Source organism: Citrobacter sp. LJND-P06 (assembly GCF_058188415.1).
Genome location: NZ_CP187317.1, coordinates 2,222,184 through 2,239,165, shown reverse-complemented (window position 1 = coordinate 2,239,165; position 16,982 = coordinate 2,222,184). Strand labels below are relative to the sequence as shown.

Sequence of the window (16,982 nt, the reverse complement as noted above, 5' to 3'; positions counted from 1 at the left end):
ACTGTTGAACATTTGATTAACGAGTAAGGAGCCTATTATGCCGCGCCAGCAAAAGCCAACTGAGCTACAAAATGCGTTGAAAGGATGTAAGCCTGCATTTCTGATGTTACTGTTTTTTAGCAGTACGATTAATATGCTAATGCTGGCGCCGGCAATTTATATGTTACAAGTCTACGATCGCGTGTTGGTCAGTAAGAACACCACCACATTGTTAATGCTGACATTACTGATAATCGGTCTGTATACCGTTATCTCAATGATTGAATATGCCCGTACCAGCGTGATGACGCGATTTGGCAACCGACTGGATGTAAAATTAAATCAATTAGTCTTTAACGCCGCGTTTAAACGCCGGGTTTCCACCCGTGAAAATAACCCGGCGCAGGCGCTGGCCGACCTGGCGCAAATTCGCCAGTTTCTGGCGGGTAACAGTTTATTTGCCCTGTTAGATATTCCGTGGACACCCTTCTATTTACTGATTGCGTTTATTGTCCACCCGCTTCTGGGATACCTTTCCATTATCGGGATCCTCATCTTATTTACCCTGACGTTGGTCTCAGAACTGTCGACCAAAAAACCGATTCAGCAGGCGCACGCATTAACCATCAACAATACCAGTAAGCTGAATAAGCAATTGCAAAACTCCGACACCATTGAAGCAATGGGAATGCTGGCGACGCTGAAAAAACACTGGCTGGAGCAGCACAGCAAAGTGCTGGTTCTGCAAACGCAAATTGCGGACAAAACCGCCACATTAAGCAGCCTGAGCCGCTTTGTTCGTATCTTACTGCAATCTGTTTCGCTGGGTGCGGGAGCCTTACTGGTGATCGACGGACAAATCACCCCCGGCCTGATGATTGCCGCCTCCATTATCCTCGGCAGGGTATTGAACCCGGTCGAACAGGTCATCGGTAGCTGGAAACAATTTGTGCAGTTTCGCAATGCCTGGCATCAGACCACCACGCTGTTACGGGAATTTCCGGAACAGAAAGATGTACTGACGCTTCCGCGTCCAAAAGGCAATATCAGCGTAGAAGGCGTATTCGCAGCACCTCCAGGCCAAAAAACGCCGACGCTGCGAAATATCACTTTTCAGCTCGAACAGGGCGAAATCCTCGGGATAATCGGCCCCTCCGCCTCAGGAAAAACCTCGCTGGCAAAACTGCTGGTCGGCGTCTGGAGCCCGCTTTCCGGTAAGGTTCGTATCGATGGCGCAGATATCTGCCAGTGGGACAAAGCCTTGCTTGGCCCGTCTCTGGGCTACCTGCCGCAGGATGTTGAATTGTTTGACGGAAGCATTGCGCAGAATATCGCGCGCTTTACCCCCAATAACAGCGAACTGATCGTCGCGGCAGCGCAACTTGCGGGGGTACACGACATGATTTTACGTCTGCCACAGGGATACGATACCCCGCTTGGCGCCGAGGGATACCAATTGTCGGGCGGCCAGCGGCAGCGTATCGGGCTGGCGCGGGCGGTCTATGACAACCCGGCATTCATCGTGCTGGACGAACCCAACGCTAACCTTGACGACGCGGGTGAACAGGCCCTCATCAAGGCCATCAATACGCTACGCACGCAGGGACAAACGGTGATCATTATCTCGCACCGACCGACGCTGCTGGGCGTCGTCAATAAAGTGTTATTGCTCAACGAAGGGGCGATTCAGGAATTCGGTCCGCGCGACCAGGTGTTTGCCAATTTGCGTCAGGCAAATATTTTAAAATCGGTTCCCAACGCATCAACCACACCACCACCAGCCCAGAATAATGAACCACAACGCGAGGCTTTATCATGAAAAAGCAGACAGAGAATACGACAGCGCCAAAGACGGAGAGTGTCGATACAAATATATGGCCGCCTTTAATCAGAGGTATCGCTGTGATTATTCTGGGGGTCGGTGGTTTTATATTATGGGCGGTAGGTGCGCCACTGGACGCGGGTGTGGTCGCTGACGGTACGGTTACCGTCTCCAGTAATCGTAAAACTATTCAACATTTAAGCGGCGGACGCGTAACTGATATTCTGATTAAGGAAGGAAATCTGGTTAAGAAAGATCAAATCCTTGTTCGCCTTGATAAAATGCAGCTTGATATGCGTTACAGCGCATTGATTGCGCAATATATCTCGGCAAAAACCCATGAGGACAGGTTACTGGCAGAAAGGGATGGCCGCGATACCATCGTCTATAGTGAGGAATTAATAAGCCAGTTTTCCAGTAATAAGCGTCTTGTCGAAGTCCGTCAATTACAAGAAAAGCTGTTTGAGACCCGCAGAAAAAATATTCAGGACGAATTATCTATGATTCAGGAAACCCTGGACGGTCTGACCGGGCAAACCGAAAACTTAACCAAAATAAAAGGGTTTCGCGAGCATCAATTTACACTGATTAGCAGAGAACTGGGCGCCATTCGCGCACTGAGCGAAAAAAACTACTATCCCAAGGCCCAGTTACTGGTACTTGAGCGGGAGGCCGCCGAAATATCCAGTAATGTCTCAGAAGATATTCTCAATATCGCCAAACTCAAGTCTCAGCAAAATGAAATGAAGATCAAGGCGTATCAGGTACAGCACCAGTTTCTCCAGGAAGTGGAATCAGAGCTGACCCTCAAACAAAAAGAGGTCGCGATGCTGGAAGATGAGTTAGCGTCTACCCGACACGAGCTGAATAATACGGAGATCCGCTCACCGATTGACGGGATCGTTCTGGACGTCAAAGTCAGTACCGTCGGCGGGATCATTCAACCGGGTGAGCATTTGATGGATATTGTCGCCGCAGAGCAACCGCTGCAAATTGACGCCAAAATCCCGGTGCATGCCATTGATAAAATGATGCCGGGACTGACCGTCGATGTGCTCTTCCCGGCGCTCAACCATGCATTATTGCCTTCAGTGCCGGCGCAGGTATTAACCGTTTCGGCTGACCGTCTTATCGATAAAGTGACTCAGCAGCCCTATTATCTTGCTGAAGTCCGGGTCTCCCCGGAAGGCGTGCATCTGTTAGGAAATTACAAAATTAAAGCGGGAATGCCCGCCAGCGTAACGATTAAAACCGGCGAGCGTACATTTCTGAGCTACCTGTTTAAACCGTTGCTTGCCCGTCTGGAGCTGGCGTTTAAAGAGTATTAATACTGGCAGACGTGTTTGGTCATGCTAGTTTTGCGAAGGGTTCCGTTCACCTTATGTTCTTCGCTTCTCTGGCATTTCATGTCCCGTGAACGGGTTAAGGGTGCTATCTGTACTGAACCCCAGATCCTGGACTTCATGTTCAGTGTCTGGGGTTCAGTACAGTGAGCCTCCCTTGCACGTTCACAGGTAGGGTGATTGCAAAGAGGCTGTGAACATCAGGTGAACGTCACCCTTCACCAGAGTGACAGGTTCTCGATAATTCTTTAACTAATCAGTATTACATCTAAGAGGACTAACGCTTAAATAGCCGACTTCGGCCGCAGATTCTCATCAAATTGCAGACGTTTACGGCCTGATTCCTCTTCCCGTAGCGGCTCCACCTGATGCATCGTCAGTTTGCAACGCTCGACCAGCACCTGATACTCACGCGTGCCCTGCTGTTTCCACGCCATCTCCTGCGCGCTCAGCGCGCGGATAGCTTTAGCCGGGCTACCGATAATCAGGTAATCCGCTGGCATTTCGGCTTTGGCTTTCACAAACGCGGCAGCGCCGACGATGCTGTTTTCACCGATCACCGCCCCGTCCATCACCACCGCGTTCATACCGACGAGCGCGTTGCGACGAATTGTGCAACCGTGCAGAATCGCACCGTGCCCAATATGGCCGTTCTCTTCCACCACGGTGTCCTGCTCAGGAAAACCATGCATCACGCAGTTATCCTGAATGTTCGCCCCATCTTTAACGACGATACGGCCAAAATCCCCCCGCAGACTGGCGTTCGGCCCCACATAGACCCCTTTGCCGAGGATAACATCGCCAATCAACACGGCCGTCGGATGGACATAACTCTCTTCAGGCACCACCGGGGTCAATCCATCTATTTGATAAACTGGCATACTGCCTCCTGATCTACACTCAGACCGCCAAAACGCTGGAACCAGAGACTGCCCGGCGACGGCAATTCTCCTACCGAGGTTTCCCCTTTTTCACTGACAAACGCCAGCGCACCCGGGGCAACACGTTGATAAATATTGATACACAACTGACGCGCCGTCTGTCCTGCCCAATGCGCCGGTAATAACTCCTCGGGCAACAGCGGATCTTTTAGCACCACGCGTCGATAGAAATGGATTAACAGCAGTTGAATATGAAAAGCGCGCTGGGGGGTTAGCTCGTCTGGCCCCACCTCTTTCAACAGGGGCAGCAACGGGCGAAATGCGTCGATGAACGACTCATACATGACGTTTTGCTCGGTCAGTTGCCAGCACTCTTCAACCCGGGCACGCAGCGCCGCGCGGGACAACGCCAGCGGAGAATGCGCCTCAAAGCAGATCACGTTTTCCGCGACACCGGCCTCGTGTAACAGCGACTGTACATCCGCAAGCTGTTGCGACGGCGACGCCATCAGACTCGGTGCCAGCGTGCCAAACCCCTGCCAGATAAGCTGTTTTTTCACATCGGCGAGGGTGTTTTTGTCTAACCCTTCAGACAGCAGCAGCAGCCATTTGCCATCCCACGCGGGCTGTTCAGCGCGATAAATTTTATTTTCTGCCCGCCGGGTTAAACGCAGGCCTTTGTCACTCAAACTGTAGAAACTGCGGCGGCCCAGGCGCGAAACATTCAGCCAGCCCTCTTTATTGAGCCGAAACAGCGCGGTACGCACAAAGCGTTCGCCAAAGCCCAGCCCTTCCAGCAATGCCGCCAGACTCCCGAGCCAGATTTCACCGCCGCGATGAGAGAGCGAGTCGCCATAAAGCGAAGAGATGAGTGAGGTTCCGCTGATGTGGCCCGAACTAACCGCATGCTGGATGAAGGTATCGAGTTTACTCATGTGACTCATTCTGTTGTTATTGTTCAGATTTACGCATCATAGCATAGGTTTATACGAGGACTTTGTCGGGTGGCGCGACGCTTACCCGACCTACGTTCAACCTGTAGGCCGGATAAGGTGTTTACGCCGCCATCCGGCAAGACTTACACGTTGGCGATGTTGCGTAAATCGAACACGCGGCAGGCTTTCCCCTCTGAACGCGGAATACTGCCGCAGTTCACGATCATCACGTCAGTCGAAATACCGACCATCGATTTGATGCGGTGGCGCAACTGATGGCACACCTGGCAGCGCTGTTCATGGGTCAGCGTCAGGCTGCTCTCTTTCAGTTCCACCTTCACGGAGAGTGAATCCAGATGCCCGCGACGGTTTACCTCAAGCTGGTAATGCGGCGACAGATGCTCGAGCTTGACGATCTCTTCTTCAAGTTGGGATGGGAAGACGTTCACGCCGCGAATAATCAGCATGTCGTCGCTGCGGCCACTGATGCGGTCCATACGGCGCATGGTGCGTGCAGTGCCCGGCAGCAAACGTGTCAGGTCACGGGTACGGTAACGAATGACCGGCAACGCCTCTTTGGTCAGGGTGGTGAACAGTAATTCGCCCTGCTCGCCATCGGCCAGCGGCGTGCCATCATTCGGGTTGACGATTTCCGGGTAGAAGTGATCTTCCCAGATGGTCGGGCCGTCCGCCGTTTCGATACACTCCATTGCAACACCTGGCCCCATCACTTCGGACAGACCATAAATATCCAGCGCGGTGATCCCCAGACGACGCTCAATTTCTTTACGCATCGCCTGCGTCCACGGTTCTGCGCCAAACACGCCGACCCGCAGAGAGCACTGACTGGCGTCGCCGCCCATCTGGCGCTCCAGTTCTTCAATTAAATTCAGGCAGTAGGACGGCGTCACCATAATCATATCGGGCTGGAAATCACGGATCAGTTGCGCCTGTTTTTCGGTTTGCCCACCGGACATCGGAATCACCGTGGCCCCTAAACGCTCTGCGCCGTAGTGCGCGCCAAGCCCTCCGGTGAACAGTCCGTAACCGTAGGCGACATGAATTTTATCTTTCGCCGAGCCGCCTGCTGCGCGCAGTGAGCGAGCGACAATATTCGCCCAGGTATCAATATCATTTTGGGTATAGCCGACAACCGTCGGTTTGCCGGTGGTTCCTGAAGAGGCGTGGATACGCACCACCTGCTCCATCGGTACCGCAAAGGTGTCGAACGGATAGTTATCACGCAGATCCTGTTTAGTGGTACACGGGAATTTGCGCAGGTCGGCCAGCTCTTTGAAATCGTCAGGATGCACGCCAGCGGCATCAAATTTGCGGCGGTACATCGGAACGTTGTCGTAAGCATGTTTCAGCGTCCACTTCAGGCGCTGGGTTTGCAGCGCCTGTAATTCATCCAGCGACGCGGTTTCAATCGGATCCAGTTGTGTTGTTGTTTTCGTTGTCATTGTAGGGTACTCGCAGGTTGTTATGCTCAAACACGTTCCAGAATCATGGCAATGCCCTGACCCACGCCGATACACATTGTGCACAACGCGTAACGACCGTTGCGACGATGCAGCTCGTGTGTCGCGGCTAACGCCAGCCGGGCACCACTCATTCCCAACGGATGGCCTAACGCAATCGCACCACCATTGGGGTTAACATGCGGGGCATCATCCGCCAGCCCCAGCTCTCGCAGCACACCCAGCGCCTGGGCCGCGAACGCTTCGTTCAGTTCGATAACGTCCATGTCGTGAATGCTCAGACCGGCGCGCTCCAGCACTTTGCGGGTGGCCGGCACCGGCCCCAGTCCCATCAGGCGCGGCTCAACCCCGGCTGTCGCCATCGCGACAATACGTGCCCGCGGAGTCAGTCCCTGTGCAATGGCCATCTGTTCGCTGGCAACAATCAGCGCCGCCGCACCGTCGTTAACGCCAGACGCATTACCTGCGGTGACGACGCCCTCACGACGAAACGGTGCTTTTAGCGCGTTGAGCTGCGCGAGAGTCGTTTCCGCACGCGGGTGCTCGTCATGTTGTATTTCGGTTATGGCACCTTTTTTATTCTTCAACAGCACCGGAACGATTTCCTGCGCCAGGATCCCCATCTCTTGCGCTCTCGCCGTCCGTTGCTGACTGCGTAACGCAAAGGCATCTTGATCCTCGCGCGTTATCCTTAACAACTCAGCTACATTCTCTGCCGTTTCCGGCATACTGTCAGTACCAAATTGCTGCTCCATGAGCGGGTTCACAAATCGCCAGCCAATGGTGGTATCAAACATCTCTGCCTGACGTGAAAATGCGCTGGTCGCCTTGCCCATCACGAAAGGTGCGCGAGACATCGACTCCACGCCGCCTGCGATCAGCAGGTCGCTGTCGCCCGATTTAATGGCACGCGCAGCAAAGCCCAGCGCATCCAGACCAGAACCGCACAAACGGTTGATAGTGGTACCGGAAACGGTTTGCGGCAGACCCGCCAACAGTGACGACATGCGCGCCACGTTACGGTTATCTTCGCCGGCCTGGTTGGCGCAGCCGAAAATCACGTCATCAATACAGTGCGCGTCAAGCGTCGGGTTACGCACCAGCAGTTCACGCAGCGGGATGGCCCCTAAATCATCAGCACGTACGCCAGACAGCGCGCCGCCGTAGCGACCAATGGGGGTACGGATTCCGTCACAAATAAATGCATCGCGCATCAGGCTTCTCCTGTAATGGTGCCGCCGGTGCGGTGAGATTTACCGCGAAACAGCGCGACCGTTTTATGCTGTTGGTTAACAATTTCGATATCGTAAACACCGGTTTTTTTACCCTGATGGCGAACCTGTGCGGTCGCCGTCAGAACATCGCCCGCAAATCCCGGACGTAAAAAATCAATGGTGCAGGCCGAGGCCACCGCCGCCAGTCCCTGACTGTTGCAGGCGTAGGCAAACGCGGTATCCGCCAGGGAAAACAGTTGCCCACCGTGGCAACTCTGATGCCCATTCAACATTTGCGGCGTGACGGTCATCGTCAACACGGCAAAACCGTCGCCCATCTCAATAATGTTGATCCCCAGCGCTTTTGCGCAGGCATCGTTCTCGTACATGGCGTGGGCGTTTTGCCAGGCGTTATGACTCATAACCAGACTCCAGAAGCGCACGCTGGCGCAGCAGTGAGCAAGGGCGATAACGTTCTTCACCGTAATGGCGTTGCAGGTTTTCCAGCAGAATCAGCAGACGTTGCCAGCCCAGACGTTCTCCCCATGCGAGAGGGCCGCACGGATAATTAACGCCAAGCCGCATGGCGGTATCGATGTCCTGTTCGGTGGCGACCCCTTTTTGCAGCGCATCCAGTGCTTCGTTCACGATCATCGCCACGGTACGCCAGACCAGTAGCCCAGGATAATCAGCGATGTGCAGCACTTTTTTCCCCTGCTGCTGCAGGTAATAAATGGCTTTTTGCGTCGCTGAGCGTGGATTGCTGTCGGCGGCGGCAACAATCGCCACATCGCCTTCCATGCGATCGACCACCACCACCGCACGCCCGGTACGCAAGGCCAGCGCCTGGGCGGTTTCGCCCTGCGTTTCAATCAGCAGCACATCGTCAAGCTCGGTGACACCGTCACTTCTCTTTTCAATCTTCACCGGGCCGTAGCTTGCACTCACCGTCCCGACGACCTCGGCGGGGGCACGTTCGGTACGCCAGTCATAGACGCCGTGACCACTTTTTTTGCCCAGACGCCCCGCCATCACCAGTTCTTGTTGAACCAGCGAAGGCAGAAAACGGCGTTCCTGCCAGAACGCGTTAAACACCGAGCAAGTGACCGCAAAGTTGACGTCCTGACCGATCAGGTCGGTCAATTCCAGCGGCCCCATCGGGAAACCACCGCCGCCACGCAGCGCGGCATCAATAACTTCAGGTGCCGCCACCTGCTCTTCCAGCGCGCGCCAGGCTTCCGAATAGAACGGGCGAGCCACCCGATTGACGATAAATCCCGGCGTAGACTGGCAGCGGACGGGCTGTTTGCCCCAGCTCATCGCCAGATTGCACAGTTGCTCCACCACCGCCTCTGAAGTGGCTAATCCGCTGACCACTTCAACCAGCTTCATCACCGGCGCGGGATTGAAAAAGTGCAGTCCGGCGACACGCTCAGGATGGCTTACGCTTGCGGCAATCGCCGTAATGGAGATCGACGAGGTGTTACTGGTCAGCAGTGTGTGAGGCTGGCAAATTTCCGCCAGTTGGGAAAACAGTGCCTGTTTGATTTCAAGGCGTTCTGACGCCGCTTCAATCACCAGATCTGCCGCTGCCAGCGAGTCGATATCAGTCACCGGAACCAGTCGCGCCAGCGTTGCTTCACAGGCAGACGCCGCTAATTTGCCGCGCGCCACGCGAGATTCCAGACGACGACGAATACCGTCAACACCGCGAGAAACAGCAGCCGCCGAAATGTCATATAACAGCACCTGATGGCCGTGGCTGGCGGCAACTTCTGCAATGCCCGCCCCCATTGTGCCACTGCCAATCACCGCAACGGTCTGTACACGTGTCATCATCTTATTTCCCCGTGAACTGCGGTGAGCGTTTAGCGAGAAATGCGCTGACGCCTTCACGGTAATCCGCGCTTCGACCCGCCAGACGCTGATAATCGCGCTCCAGATCGAGCTGTGCGTCCAGCGTGCTGGTTTCAGCGTGGTTGAGAGCCTGTTTAATCAATCCCAGACCAAAAGTGGGCTGCGCCGCCAGATGAAGCGCCAGTTGCTGTGCGGTGTCGGAGAGTTTCTCATCGTCCACCACCTGCCAGATCATGCCCCAGTTGTGCGCCTGCTCTGCGCTCAGCTTCTCGCCCAGCAGCGCCAGTCCCATCGCACGCGCTCGCCCCGCCACACGCGGTAACAGCCAGGTGCCGCCACAATCAGGCACTAACCCTAATTTGCTGAACGCCATTACAAAATTTGCCGAACGGGCGGCGATGACAATATCGCAACCCAGTGCCAGCGTTGCCCCGGCGCCCGCCGCCACACCGTTTACCGCGCAGATGACCGGTTTCGGCAGTTTGGCCAGACGACGCACCAGCGGGTTATAGAAACGTTCCACCGACATGCCCAGATCGGGCGCGGGGCCGGAAGGGTCGACGTTGCGATCGTTAAGATCCTGTCCGGCGCAAAAACCGCGACCGGCTCCAGTCACCAGCAGGCAGCGGATGGTGTCATCGCGCTCGGCCTGTTTCAGGCACTCAGCCAATTGCTGGTGCATCACGTCATTAAAACTGTTCAGACGCTCCGGGCGGTTGAGCGTAATGGTCATCACGCCCTGTTCAACATGACTCAGAATGAAATCCATGATTAGCGTCCTTTAAAAACAGGTGAGCGTTTTTGTAAAAATGCGTCGATCCCTTCCCGGCGATCTTCCGTTGCCGAAAGCAGCGTAAAGAGCTGGCGTTCTTGCGCCAGTCCCGCCTGGAGAGGGACTTCCTGCGACTGGCGTAGCGCCTGCTTTGCCGCCTGTAGCGCCAGCGGCGAATGGCGCGCCATCAGCGCCGCCTGTTGCAAGGCATACTCCAGCGTCAGCGCCGACGGGTAAACATCGCTGACCAGCCCCGACTGCAACGCCTGTTGCGCGGTAATGCTCTCACCGGTCAGCACCATTTTGGTGGCGAGCGATTTCCCGACGCTGCGAATCAGACGCTGCGTTCCACCGGCACCCGGCATAATGCCCAGCGTAATCTCCGGCAGACCAAAACGGGCGTTATCCCCGGCAATCACCACATCACACAGCAGCGCCAGCTCACAACCGGCGCCCAGCGCGTAACCGTTGACTGCGGCAATCAATGGCTTATTAAAAGCGTTGATTCGGGCCCACAGTTGGACACGCGCATCGTTGAGCGTGGCGGGCAGATCTTTTTCCGCCATTTCATTCAGATCGGCACCGGCGGCAAAAAAGCGTTCGTTACCGGTAATGACGCAGACAGAAATACTGCTGTCGCTCGCGGCGGCTTCCAGTTCGCCCGCCAGTTGCGCCAGCAGGGCATTGTTCAGGGCATTACGCGCAGCCGGACGGTTCAGCGTTAGCTGCAATACGCGGTCGTGACGGCTGACAATGAGTTCGTTCATGCCATCCCCTTCGCGTCAAAGTCGACAACCACATCGCTGGTCAGCGGCAGCGCCTGACAGCTCAGGACATAACCTGCCGCCAGTTCATCCGGCTCCAGGCTGTAGTTGGTGACCATGTCCACTTTTCCACGCACCACTTTGCATTTACAGGTAGCGCAGACCCCGCCTTTACAGGCGTAAGGTAAGTCAGCGCCCTGACGCAGCGCCGCATCAAGAATGCTTTCATCATCGGCAGACAGCGTAATTTCACGGTCACGGCCATCCTGACGCACGGTCACTTTTTGCCCTTCTGTCTGGACGCTGGTCGTGCGTTTTACCGTAGAGCCAGGGGTGTTGAAACGCTCCAGATGGATGGCTTTTTCCGGCATGCCGAGCGCTTTAAGCGTGACTTCCGCCTCGTCCATCATCGCCGCCGGGCCGCAGATAAAGGCCGCGTCGAACTGGCTGTAATCGACCAGGTGGGTGGCCAGCGCCGTCAATTTCTCACCGTCAATGCGCCCGTGCAGCAAATCGCTGTCCATCGTCTCCTGACTGAAGACGCAGACCAGTTGCAGACGCTGCGGATATTTGTCTTTCAGGTCGGCCAGCGCCTGGCGAAACATCATGCTCTGGCTGCTACGGTTACCGTAAATCAGCGTGAACTCGCTGGCGGTTTCGGTTTGCAGGGTGGCAGACAAAATCGCCAGCATAGGCGTGATACCGGAACCCGCAGCAATCGCCAGATAGCGCCCGCTGCGCTGGGCTTGCGGCTGATAGCCGAAATGGCCCTGCGGCACCATCACCTCAAGCGCCATACCTTGTTTGATCTCGTCGCGGGCATAGCGGGAGAAACGCCCGCCCTCGATAGCTTTTACCGCCACGCTGATTTCGCCCGGATTCAGGCTACGGCAGATGGAGTAGCAGCGGCGTAACTCCGTCCCTGCCAGGTGTGCTTTCAGCGTCAGGTGTTGACCCGGGCGAAAGCGATACGCGTCCTGTAACGCAGGCGGCACCGCAAAGGTGATGGTCACCGCATCGCGGGTTTCGGGTTCTACTTTTGCCACCGTTAAGGAATGAAACGTTGTCATGGCAACCTCAAATACATTTGAAATAATCGAAGGGTTCACGGCAGCTATCGCAGCGCCAGAGCGCTTTGCAGGCCGTTGAACCAAATTCACTGATAAGCGACGTGTGTACGCTGCCGCAGCGCGGACAGCTCACCTCAGCCGGGAGATGCGCGTGGCAACTGTGTCCGACCGGCGGGCTGATGCCGTACTGGCGCAGGCGTTCACGGGCATCCGGCGTCATCCAGTCGGTAGTCCAGGCGGGATCGAGGCGCAGTACAATGTGAACGGGCGTAAAACCGTGCGTCGTCATCGCCTCGCGGATAGCGCCTATCAGATGTTCCGTCGCCGGACAGCCGGAATAGGTCGGCGTAAAGCCAATAACCCAACCTTCGCCCTGCTGTGCGACGCTGCGCACCATGCCGAGATCGGTAATGGTCAGCACCGGAATTTCCGGGTCCGGGATCGCGCTAAGCAGATTCCAGATTTCGCGAGTTTGTGCCGGGGCTATCTCTGCCAGACGTTGCATGACGACTCCTCCGTTACCACTGCTGACCAGGATAAGCGCGCTGGAGGTACTGCATTTCCGCCAGCATCGGTCCCAGATGTTCGGTGTGCAGCCCTTTTTTGCCGCCCGTGCGGTACGCCGCTTCTTGTGGCGTCGTAAGCGTTGCTTCACGCAATCCGGCGAACACTTCCGCTTCCCACTGCGCACGTAACTGCGCGGGATGAACGGCAATACCGGCGTCGCTCAGGGCGATATCAATCTCATCGGCATCGAACAATTCGGCGGTAAAGCGCCACAGATTGTTGACCGCCTGCTGCATTTTTTGCGTCGACACGTCAGTACCGTTGCCCAGACGCTCCAGCCAGCCGCGGCTGAAACGCAGGTGATAACGCGCTTCTTTAATCGCTTTGGCGGCGATGGCGGCAAGCTGCTGATCGCGGCTCAGCGTGAGGCGGGAAAACAGCGCCACATGCCAGGCATCAATGAAATACTGGCGCACGAGGGTGTCGGCAAAGTTGCCGTTTGGCTGTTCGACCAGCAGTAAGTTGCGAAACTGGCGCTCATCGCGGCCAAAGGCCAGCGTATCTTCGTCGCCCGCGCCTTCCAGTTCGGCGGCATAACTTAAGAAGTTGCGCGCCTGACCCAGCAAATCCAGACCAATGTTGGCGAGCGCGAGGTCAATCTCCAGCTCTGGCGCATGTCCGCACCACGCGCCAAGGCGTTGCGACAGAATCAGACAGTTGTCACCCAGACGCAGGGTATAAGCGGTTAACGTTTTCATTCCCTGCCTCACATGTGCTCAATGCCATCGGGGATGGTGTAAAACGTCGGATGGCGGTACACCTTGCTCTCCGACGGGTCGAAGAACTCACCGCGCTCTTCCGGCTGGGAGGCGACGATTTCGCTCGCCTTCACCACCCAAATCGAACACCCTTCGCTGCGGCGGGTGTAAGCGTCACGCGCATTCTCCAGCGCCATCCGATCGTCTGCCGCGTGCAGGCTGCCCACGTGGCGGTGCGATAATCCTTGCTTACCGCGAACAAAAACTTCATATAACGGCCAGTAAACTTTGCTCATTGTGTTTCCCCTTAAGCGACCTTGCAGGCGTGTTGTTTTTGCGCATGCGCCAGTGCGGCTTCGCGCACCCACGCCCCGTCTTCCCACGCTTTACGTTTGGCATCCAGACGTTCCTGGTTGCAAACGCCGCGTCCGTTGATCACCTCGTTGAACTCCTGCCAGTCGATCTCGCCAAAGCGGTAGTGGCCGCTTTCAGCGTCAAAGCGTAGATCCGCATCCGGTACGGTCATGCCCAGCATTTCAACCTGCGGGACGGTGTTGTCGACAAAGCGCTGACGCAGTTCGTCGTTACCAAAACGTTTGATCTTCCACGCCAGGCTTTGGGCGCTGTTCGGCGAGTTATCGTCGTTCGGTCCAAACATCATCAACGCTGGCCACCAGAAACGATTGATCGCGTCCTGAAGCATCTGACGCTGCTCCTCGCTCCCCTGTGCCAGGGCCATGCAGGCTTCGAATCCCTGACGCTGGTGAAAGCTTTCCTCTTTACATATTTTCACCATCGCCCGGGCATACGGCCCGTAGGAGGTACGGCACAGCGCCACCTGGTTCACAATCGCGGCACCGTCAACCAGCCAGCCGATCACGCCGATGTCCGCCCAGCTCAGGGTGGGATAGTTAAAGATGGAGGAGTATTTCATGCGGCCATCGAGCATCTTCTGATAGATGTCTTCCCGGGCGCAGCCCAGGGTTTCTGCCGCACTATAGAGATATAAACCGTGCCCGGCTTCGTCCTGCACCTTCGCCAGTAAAATGGCTTTGCGACGCAGCGTCGGCGCGCGGGTGATCCAGTTGCCTTCCGGTAACATGCCAACAATTTCGGAATGCGCATGCTGACCTATCTGGCGGATCAGCGTTTTACGGTAGGCCTCGGGCATCCAATCTTGTGGCTCGATTGCCGTCTCCTGCGCTATGCGTTGCTCAAAGCGTTGTTCTTCGGTCACGTCATCACCTTTACGATTCCAGTTTTCGTGATTTAAAACAAAAAACGAATCACGTTGTTTTACAAACGTTACACAATAGTTAATTAAAACCCCAAGATTTGTTTGTGTAATTTGTGACGCGATTCGCAGGTGATTTATCATTTCCCTTTATATTCAGGCTTGTAAAGGTTTTCGCATAATGCTCCGCGATCACATTGTTAATAAAATATTAAAACAAGGCTTGATTTTTATGATTCATAAATCAACTATTCACAGCGAGATCACGTAACATTTGGAGAGAAGAGATGCAGCAACTAGCCAGCTTCTTGTCCGGTACCTGGCAATCTGGCCGGGGCCGCGCCCGTATGATTCATCACGCCATCCACGGCGAAGCCTTATGGGAAGTCACCAGCGAAGGCCTTGATATGGCGGCAGCTCGCCGGTATGCCATTGATAAAGGAGGAAATGCGCTACAGGCCATGACCTTTATTGAACGTGCCGCCCTGTTGAAAGCCGTTGCCAAACATTTGCTCGGCGAAAAAGAGACCTTCTATGCGCTCTCCGCGCAAACCGGCGCTACCCGGGCAGACAGTTGGGTCGATATTGAAGGGGGTATTGGTACGCTGTTTGCCTATGCCAGCATGGGCAGCCGTGAACTTCCGGACGATACGCTCTGGCCAGAAGATGAACTGATCCCCCTTTCCAAAGAAGGCGGTTTCGCCGCGCGTCATGTACTGACGTCAAAATCAGGCGTGGCAGTCCACATTAACGCCTTTAACTTCCCGTGCTGGGGCATGCTCGAAAAACTGGCGCCAACCTGGCTTGCCGGGATGCCGGCAATCATTAAACCGGCGACCGCCACCGCCCAGGTAGCACAGGCAATGGTGAAATCGATGATTGATAGCGGTCTGGTTCCTGACGGCGCTATCAGCCTGATTTGCGGCGGCGCGGGCGATCTGCTCGACCAACTCGACAGCCAGGATGTGGTCACGTTCACCGGTTCCGCCTCAACCGGTCAGTCATTGCGTGTTCACCCGAACATCGTGGCAAACTCGATCCCCTTCACCATGGAAGCCGACTCGCTGAACTGCTGCGTCCTCGGTGAAGACGTGACGCCAGAAAGCCCGGAATTCGCGCTGTTTATCCGCGAAGTGGTGCGTGAAATGACCGCCAAAGCTGGGCAAAAATGTACGGCCATTCGCCGTATCATCGTGCCAAATTCACAGGTTGAAGCGGTTAGCGATGCGTTAATCGCCCGCCTCGGTAAAGTGGTGGTGGGCGATCCGGCGCAGGAAGGGGTCAAAATGGGAGCGCTGGTTAACGCCGAACAGCGTGCCGACGTTCAGGAAAAAGTGAACCTGCTTATCGAGGCTGGCTGTGAAGTGCGTCTTGGCGGTCAGGCGGATTTAACCGCGCCGGGTGCGTATTTCCCGCCGACGCTGCTGTTCTGCCCTCAGCCGGACGAAACCCCGGCGGTACATGCCACAGAAGCCTTCGGCCCTGTCGCAACGCTGATGCCGTATCAACACGCCGACCACGCGATGGCGCTGGCACGTGCGGGTGGCGGCAGTCTGGCGGGAACGCTGGTGACGGCAGATCCTGCGCTGGCGCGTCAGTTTATCGCCGGGGCTGCCCGCGCCCACGGTCGTATTCAGATCCTCAATGAAGAATCCGCCAAAGAATCTACCGGCCACGGTTCGCCGCTGCCGCAACTGGTTCACGGCGGCCCAGGACGCGCAGGCGGTGGCGAAGAGCTGGGCGGTTTGCGGGCGGTGAAACATTACCTGCAACGCACCGCAATTCAGGGCAGTCCGACCATGCTTGCCGCCATTGGTAAACAGTGGGTTCGTGGCGCGCAGGTTCTTGAAGACCGAATCCACCCTTTCCGCAAATACTTCGAAGAGTTGCAGGCGGGCGACAGTTTGCTGACACCGCGTCGCACCATGACCGAAGCGGACATCGTTAATTTTGCCTGTCTGAGTGGCGATCACTTCTATGCGCACATGGACAAAATCGGCGCAGCGGAATCCATTTTTGGCGAGCGCGTTGTGCACGGTTACTTTGTGCTTTCTGCCGCCGCAGGGCTGTTTGTCGATGCTGGCGTCGGGCCGGTTATCGCCAACTACGGGCTGGAGAATCTGCGCTTTATCGAGCCGGTGAAACCCGGCGATACGATTCAGGTTCGTCTGACCTGCAAACGCAAAACGCTCAAAAAACAGCGTTCAGCGGAAGAAAAACCGACGGGCGTCGTCGAATGGGCGGTCGAAGTCTTTAACCAGCACCAGACCCCGGTCGCGCTCTACTCCATTCTGACTCTGGTCGCACGTCAGCACGGGGATTTCGCGTCCTGATAAGGGTTAACCGGGTGGCCTGTTGCGGGCTG

Annotated in this window: 16 protein-coding genes; 3 read left to right on the top strand and 13 right to left on the bottom strand. The window is 55.9% G+C overall.

Annotation, left to right across the window (positions count from 1 at the left end):
- Positions 1-37 precede the first annotated feature (37 nt).
- On the top strand, positions 38-1,798 hold the full coding sequence (locus ACO7SM_RS10720; RefSeq protein WP_490470780.1) for a type I secretion system permease/ATPase: 1,761 nt from the start codon (positions 38-40) through the stop codon (positions 1,796-1,798).
- On the top strand, positions 1,795-3,129 hold the full coding sequence (locus ACO7SM_RS10715; protein ID WP_490470779.1) for an HlyD family type I secretion periplasmic adaptor subunit: 1,335 nt from the start codon (positions 1,795-1,797) through the stop codon (positions 3,127-3,129). Before ACO7SM_RS10720 ends, ACO7SM_RS10715 begins: the two co-directional genes overlap by 4 nt.
- A 299-nt stretch (positions 3,130-3,428) precedes the next feature.
- On the opposite strand, the gene paaY is transcribed toward ACO7SM_RS10715, so the two are convergent.
- The 13 genes from paaY to paaA form a co-directional block, all read right to left on the bottom strand.
- Positions 3,429-4,025 (bottom strand): phenylacetic acid degradation protein PaaY, encoded by a 597-nt coding sequence (gene paaY / locus ACO7SM_RS10710; protein ID WP_203361116.1) that lies wholly within the window; start codon positions 4,023-4,025, stop codon positions 3,429-3,431.
- The gene (gene paaX, locus ACO7SM_RS10705) at positions 4,007-4,960 is read right to left on the bottom strand and encodes a phenylacetic acid degradation operon negative regulatory protein PaaX (protein ID WP_203361115.1); all 954 of its coding nucleotides are present in this window, start codon (positions 4,958-4,960) and stop codon (positions 4,007-4,009) included. Before paaX ends, paaY begins: the two co-directional genes overlap by 19 nt.
- 143 nt (positions 4,961-5,103) lie before the next feature.
- Entirely contained in the window at positions 5,104-6,423 is a 1,320-nt protein-coding gene (paaK, locus tag ACO7SM_RS10700) for a phenylacetate--CoA ligase PaaK (protein WP_490470778.1), read from the bottom strand.
- Between the two features lie 26 nt (positions 6,424-6,449).
- The gene (gene pcaF, locus ACO7SM_RS10695; protein WP_490470777.1) at positions 6,450-7,655 is read right to left on the bottom strand and encodes a 3-oxoadipyl-CoA thiolase; all 1,206 of its coding nucleotides are present in this window, start codon (positions 7,653-7,655) and stop codon (positions 6,450-6,452) included.
- Positions 7,655-8,077, bottom strand: coding sequence for a hydroxyphenylacetyl-CoA thioesterase PaaI (gene paaI, locus ACO7SM_RS10690; protein ID WP_192612297.1), 423 nt, complete (start codon positions 8,075-8,077; stop codon positions 7,655-7,657). The genes pcaF and paaI overlap by 1 nt, the downstream gene beginning before the upstream one ends.
- Positions 8,067-9,494, bottom strand: a complete 1,428-nt coding sequence (paaH, locus tag ACO7SM_RS10685) for a 3-hydroxyacyl-CoA dehydrogenase PaaH (RefSeq protein ID WP_490470776.1) — start codon at positions 9,492-9,494, stop codon at positions 8,067-8,069. Before paaH ends, paaI begins: the two co-directional genes overlap by 11 nt.
- 1 nt (position 9,495) lies before the next feature.
- Complete coding sequence (paaG, locus tag ACO7SM_RS10680) at positions 9,496-10,284, bottom strand: 2-(1,2-epoxy-1,2-dihydrophenyl)acetyl-CoA isomerase PaaG (protein WP_490470923.1); 789 nt, start codon at positions 10,282-10,284, stop codon at positions 9,496-9,498.
- Entirely contained in the window at positions 10,284-11,051 is a 768-nt protein-coding gene (gene paaF / locus ACO7SM_RS10675) for a 2,3-dehydroadipyl-CoA hydratase PaaF (protein ID WP_490470775.1), read from the bottom strand. Before paaF ends, paaG begins: the two co-directional genes overlap by 1 nt.
- Positions 11,048-12,118, bottom strand: coding sequence for a 1,2-phenylacetyl-CoA epoxidase subunit PaaE (gene paaE, locus ACO7SM_RS10670; RefSeq protein WP_490470774.1), 1,071 nt, complete (start codon positions 12,116-12,118; stop codon positions 11,048-11,050). The genes paaF and paaE overlap by 4 nt, the downstream gene beginning before the upstream one ends.
- 7 nt (positions 12,119-12,125) lie before the next feature.
- A complete protein-coding gene (gene paaD / locus ACO7SM_RS10665) occupies positions 12,126-12,623 on the bottom strand; it encodes a 1,2-phenylacetyl-CoA epoxidase subunit PaaD (RefSeq protein ID WP_490470773.1) in 498 nt (165 codons plus the stop codon).
- 13 nt (positions 12,624-12,636) lie between these two features.
- Positions 12,637-13,383 carry a 1,2-phenylacetyl-CoA epoxidase subunit PaaC gene (gene paaC / locus ACO7SM_RS10660; protein ID WP_490470772.1) on the bottom strand — a complete coding sequence of 249 codons (747 nt, stop codon included), beginning with the start codon at positions 13,381-13,383 and terminating at the stop codon, positions 12,637-12,639.
- An 8-nt stretch (positions 13,384-13,391) separates the two neighbouring features.
- Positions 13,392-13,679, bottom strand: coding sequence for a 1,2-phenylacetyl-CoA epoxidase subunit PaaB (paaB, locus tag ACO7SM_RS10655; RefSeq protein WP_162382198.1), 288 nt, complete (start codon positions 13,677-13,679; stop codon positions 13,392-13,394).
- Between the two features lie 11 nt (positions 13,680-13,690).
- Positions 13,691-14,620 carry a 1,2-phenylacetyl-CoA epoxidase subunit PaaA gene (gene paaA, locus ACO7SM_RS10650; RefSeq protein ID WP_490470771.1) on the bottom strand — a complete coding sequence of 310 codons (930 nt, stop codon included), beginning with the start codon at positions 14,618-14,620 and terminating at the stop codon, positions 13,691-13,693.
- Between the two features lie 284 nt (positions 14,621-14,904).
- Here paaA and paaZ point away from each other — a divergent pair, with 284 nt between their 5' ends.
- On the top strand, positions 14,905-16,950 hold the full coding sequence (paaZ, locus tag ACO7SM_RS10645; RefSeq protein WP_490470770.1) for a phenylacetic acid degradation bifunctional protein PaaZ: 2,046 nt from the start codon (positions 14,905-14,907) through the stop codon (positions 16,948-16,950).
- Positions 16,951-16,982 lie beyond the last annotated feature (32 nt).

What these genes read in the sequence shown, in the direction of transcription:
- paaZ (WP_490470770.1), top strand. Translation starts at nt 14,905, where the DNA reads ATGCAGCAACTAGCCAGCTTCTTGTCCGGTACCTGGCAATCTGGCCGG.
- paaC (WP_490470772.1), bottom strand. Translation starts at nt 13,383, where the DNA reads ATGAAAACGTTAACCGCTTATACCCTGCGTCTGGGTGACAACTGTCTG.
- paaD (WP_490470773.1), bottom strand. Translation starts at nt 12,623, where the DNA reads ATGCAACGTCTGGCAGAGATAGCCCCGGCACAAACTCGCGAAATCTGG.
- ACO7SM_RS10715 (WP_490470779.1), top strand. Translation starts at nt 1,795, where the DNA reads ATGAAAAAGCAGACAGAGAATACGACAGCGCCAAAGACGGAGAGTGTC.
- paaI (WP_192612297.1), bottom strand. Translation starts at nt 8,077, where the DNA reads ATGAGTCATAACGCCTGGCAAAACGCCCACGCCATGTACGAGAACGAT.
- paaH (WP_490470776.1), bottom strand. Translation starts at nt 9,494, where the DNA reads ATGATGACACGTGTACAGACCGTTGCGGTGATTGGCAGTGGCACAATG.
- pcaF (WP_490470777.1), bottom strand. Translation starts at nt 7,655, where the DNA reads ATGCGCGATGCATTTATTTGTGACGGAATCCGTACCCCCATTGGTCGC.
- paaK (WP_490470778.1), bottom strand. Translation starts at nt 6,423, where the DNA reads ATGACAACGAAAACAACAACACAACTGGATCCGATTGAAACCGCGTCG.
- paaE (WP_490470774.1), bottom strand. Translation starts at nt 12,118, where the DNA reads ATGACAACGTTTCATTCCTTAACGGTGGCAAAAGTAGAACCCGAAACC.
- paaX (WP_203361115.1), bottom strand. Translation starts at nt 4,960, where the DNA reads ATGAGTAAACTCGATACCTTCATCCAGCATGCGGTTAGTTCGGGCCAC.
- paaF (WP_490470775.1), bottom strand. Translation starts at nt 11,051, where the DNA reads ATGAACGAACTCATTGTCAGCCGTCACGACCGCGTATTGCAGCTAACG.
- paaY (WP_203361116.1), bottom strand. Translation starts at nt 4,025, where the DNA reads ATGCCAGTTTATCAAATAGATGGATTGACCCCGGTGGTGCCTGAAGAG.
- ACO7SM_RS10720 (WP_490470780.1), top strand. Translation starts at nt 38, where the DNA reads ATGCCGCGCCAGCAAAAGCCAACTGAGCTACAAAATGCGTTGAAAGGA.
- paaB (WP_162382198.1), bottom strand. Translation starts at nt 13,679, where the DNA reads ATGAGCAAAGTTTACTGGCCGTTATATGAAGTTTTTGTTCGCGGTAAG.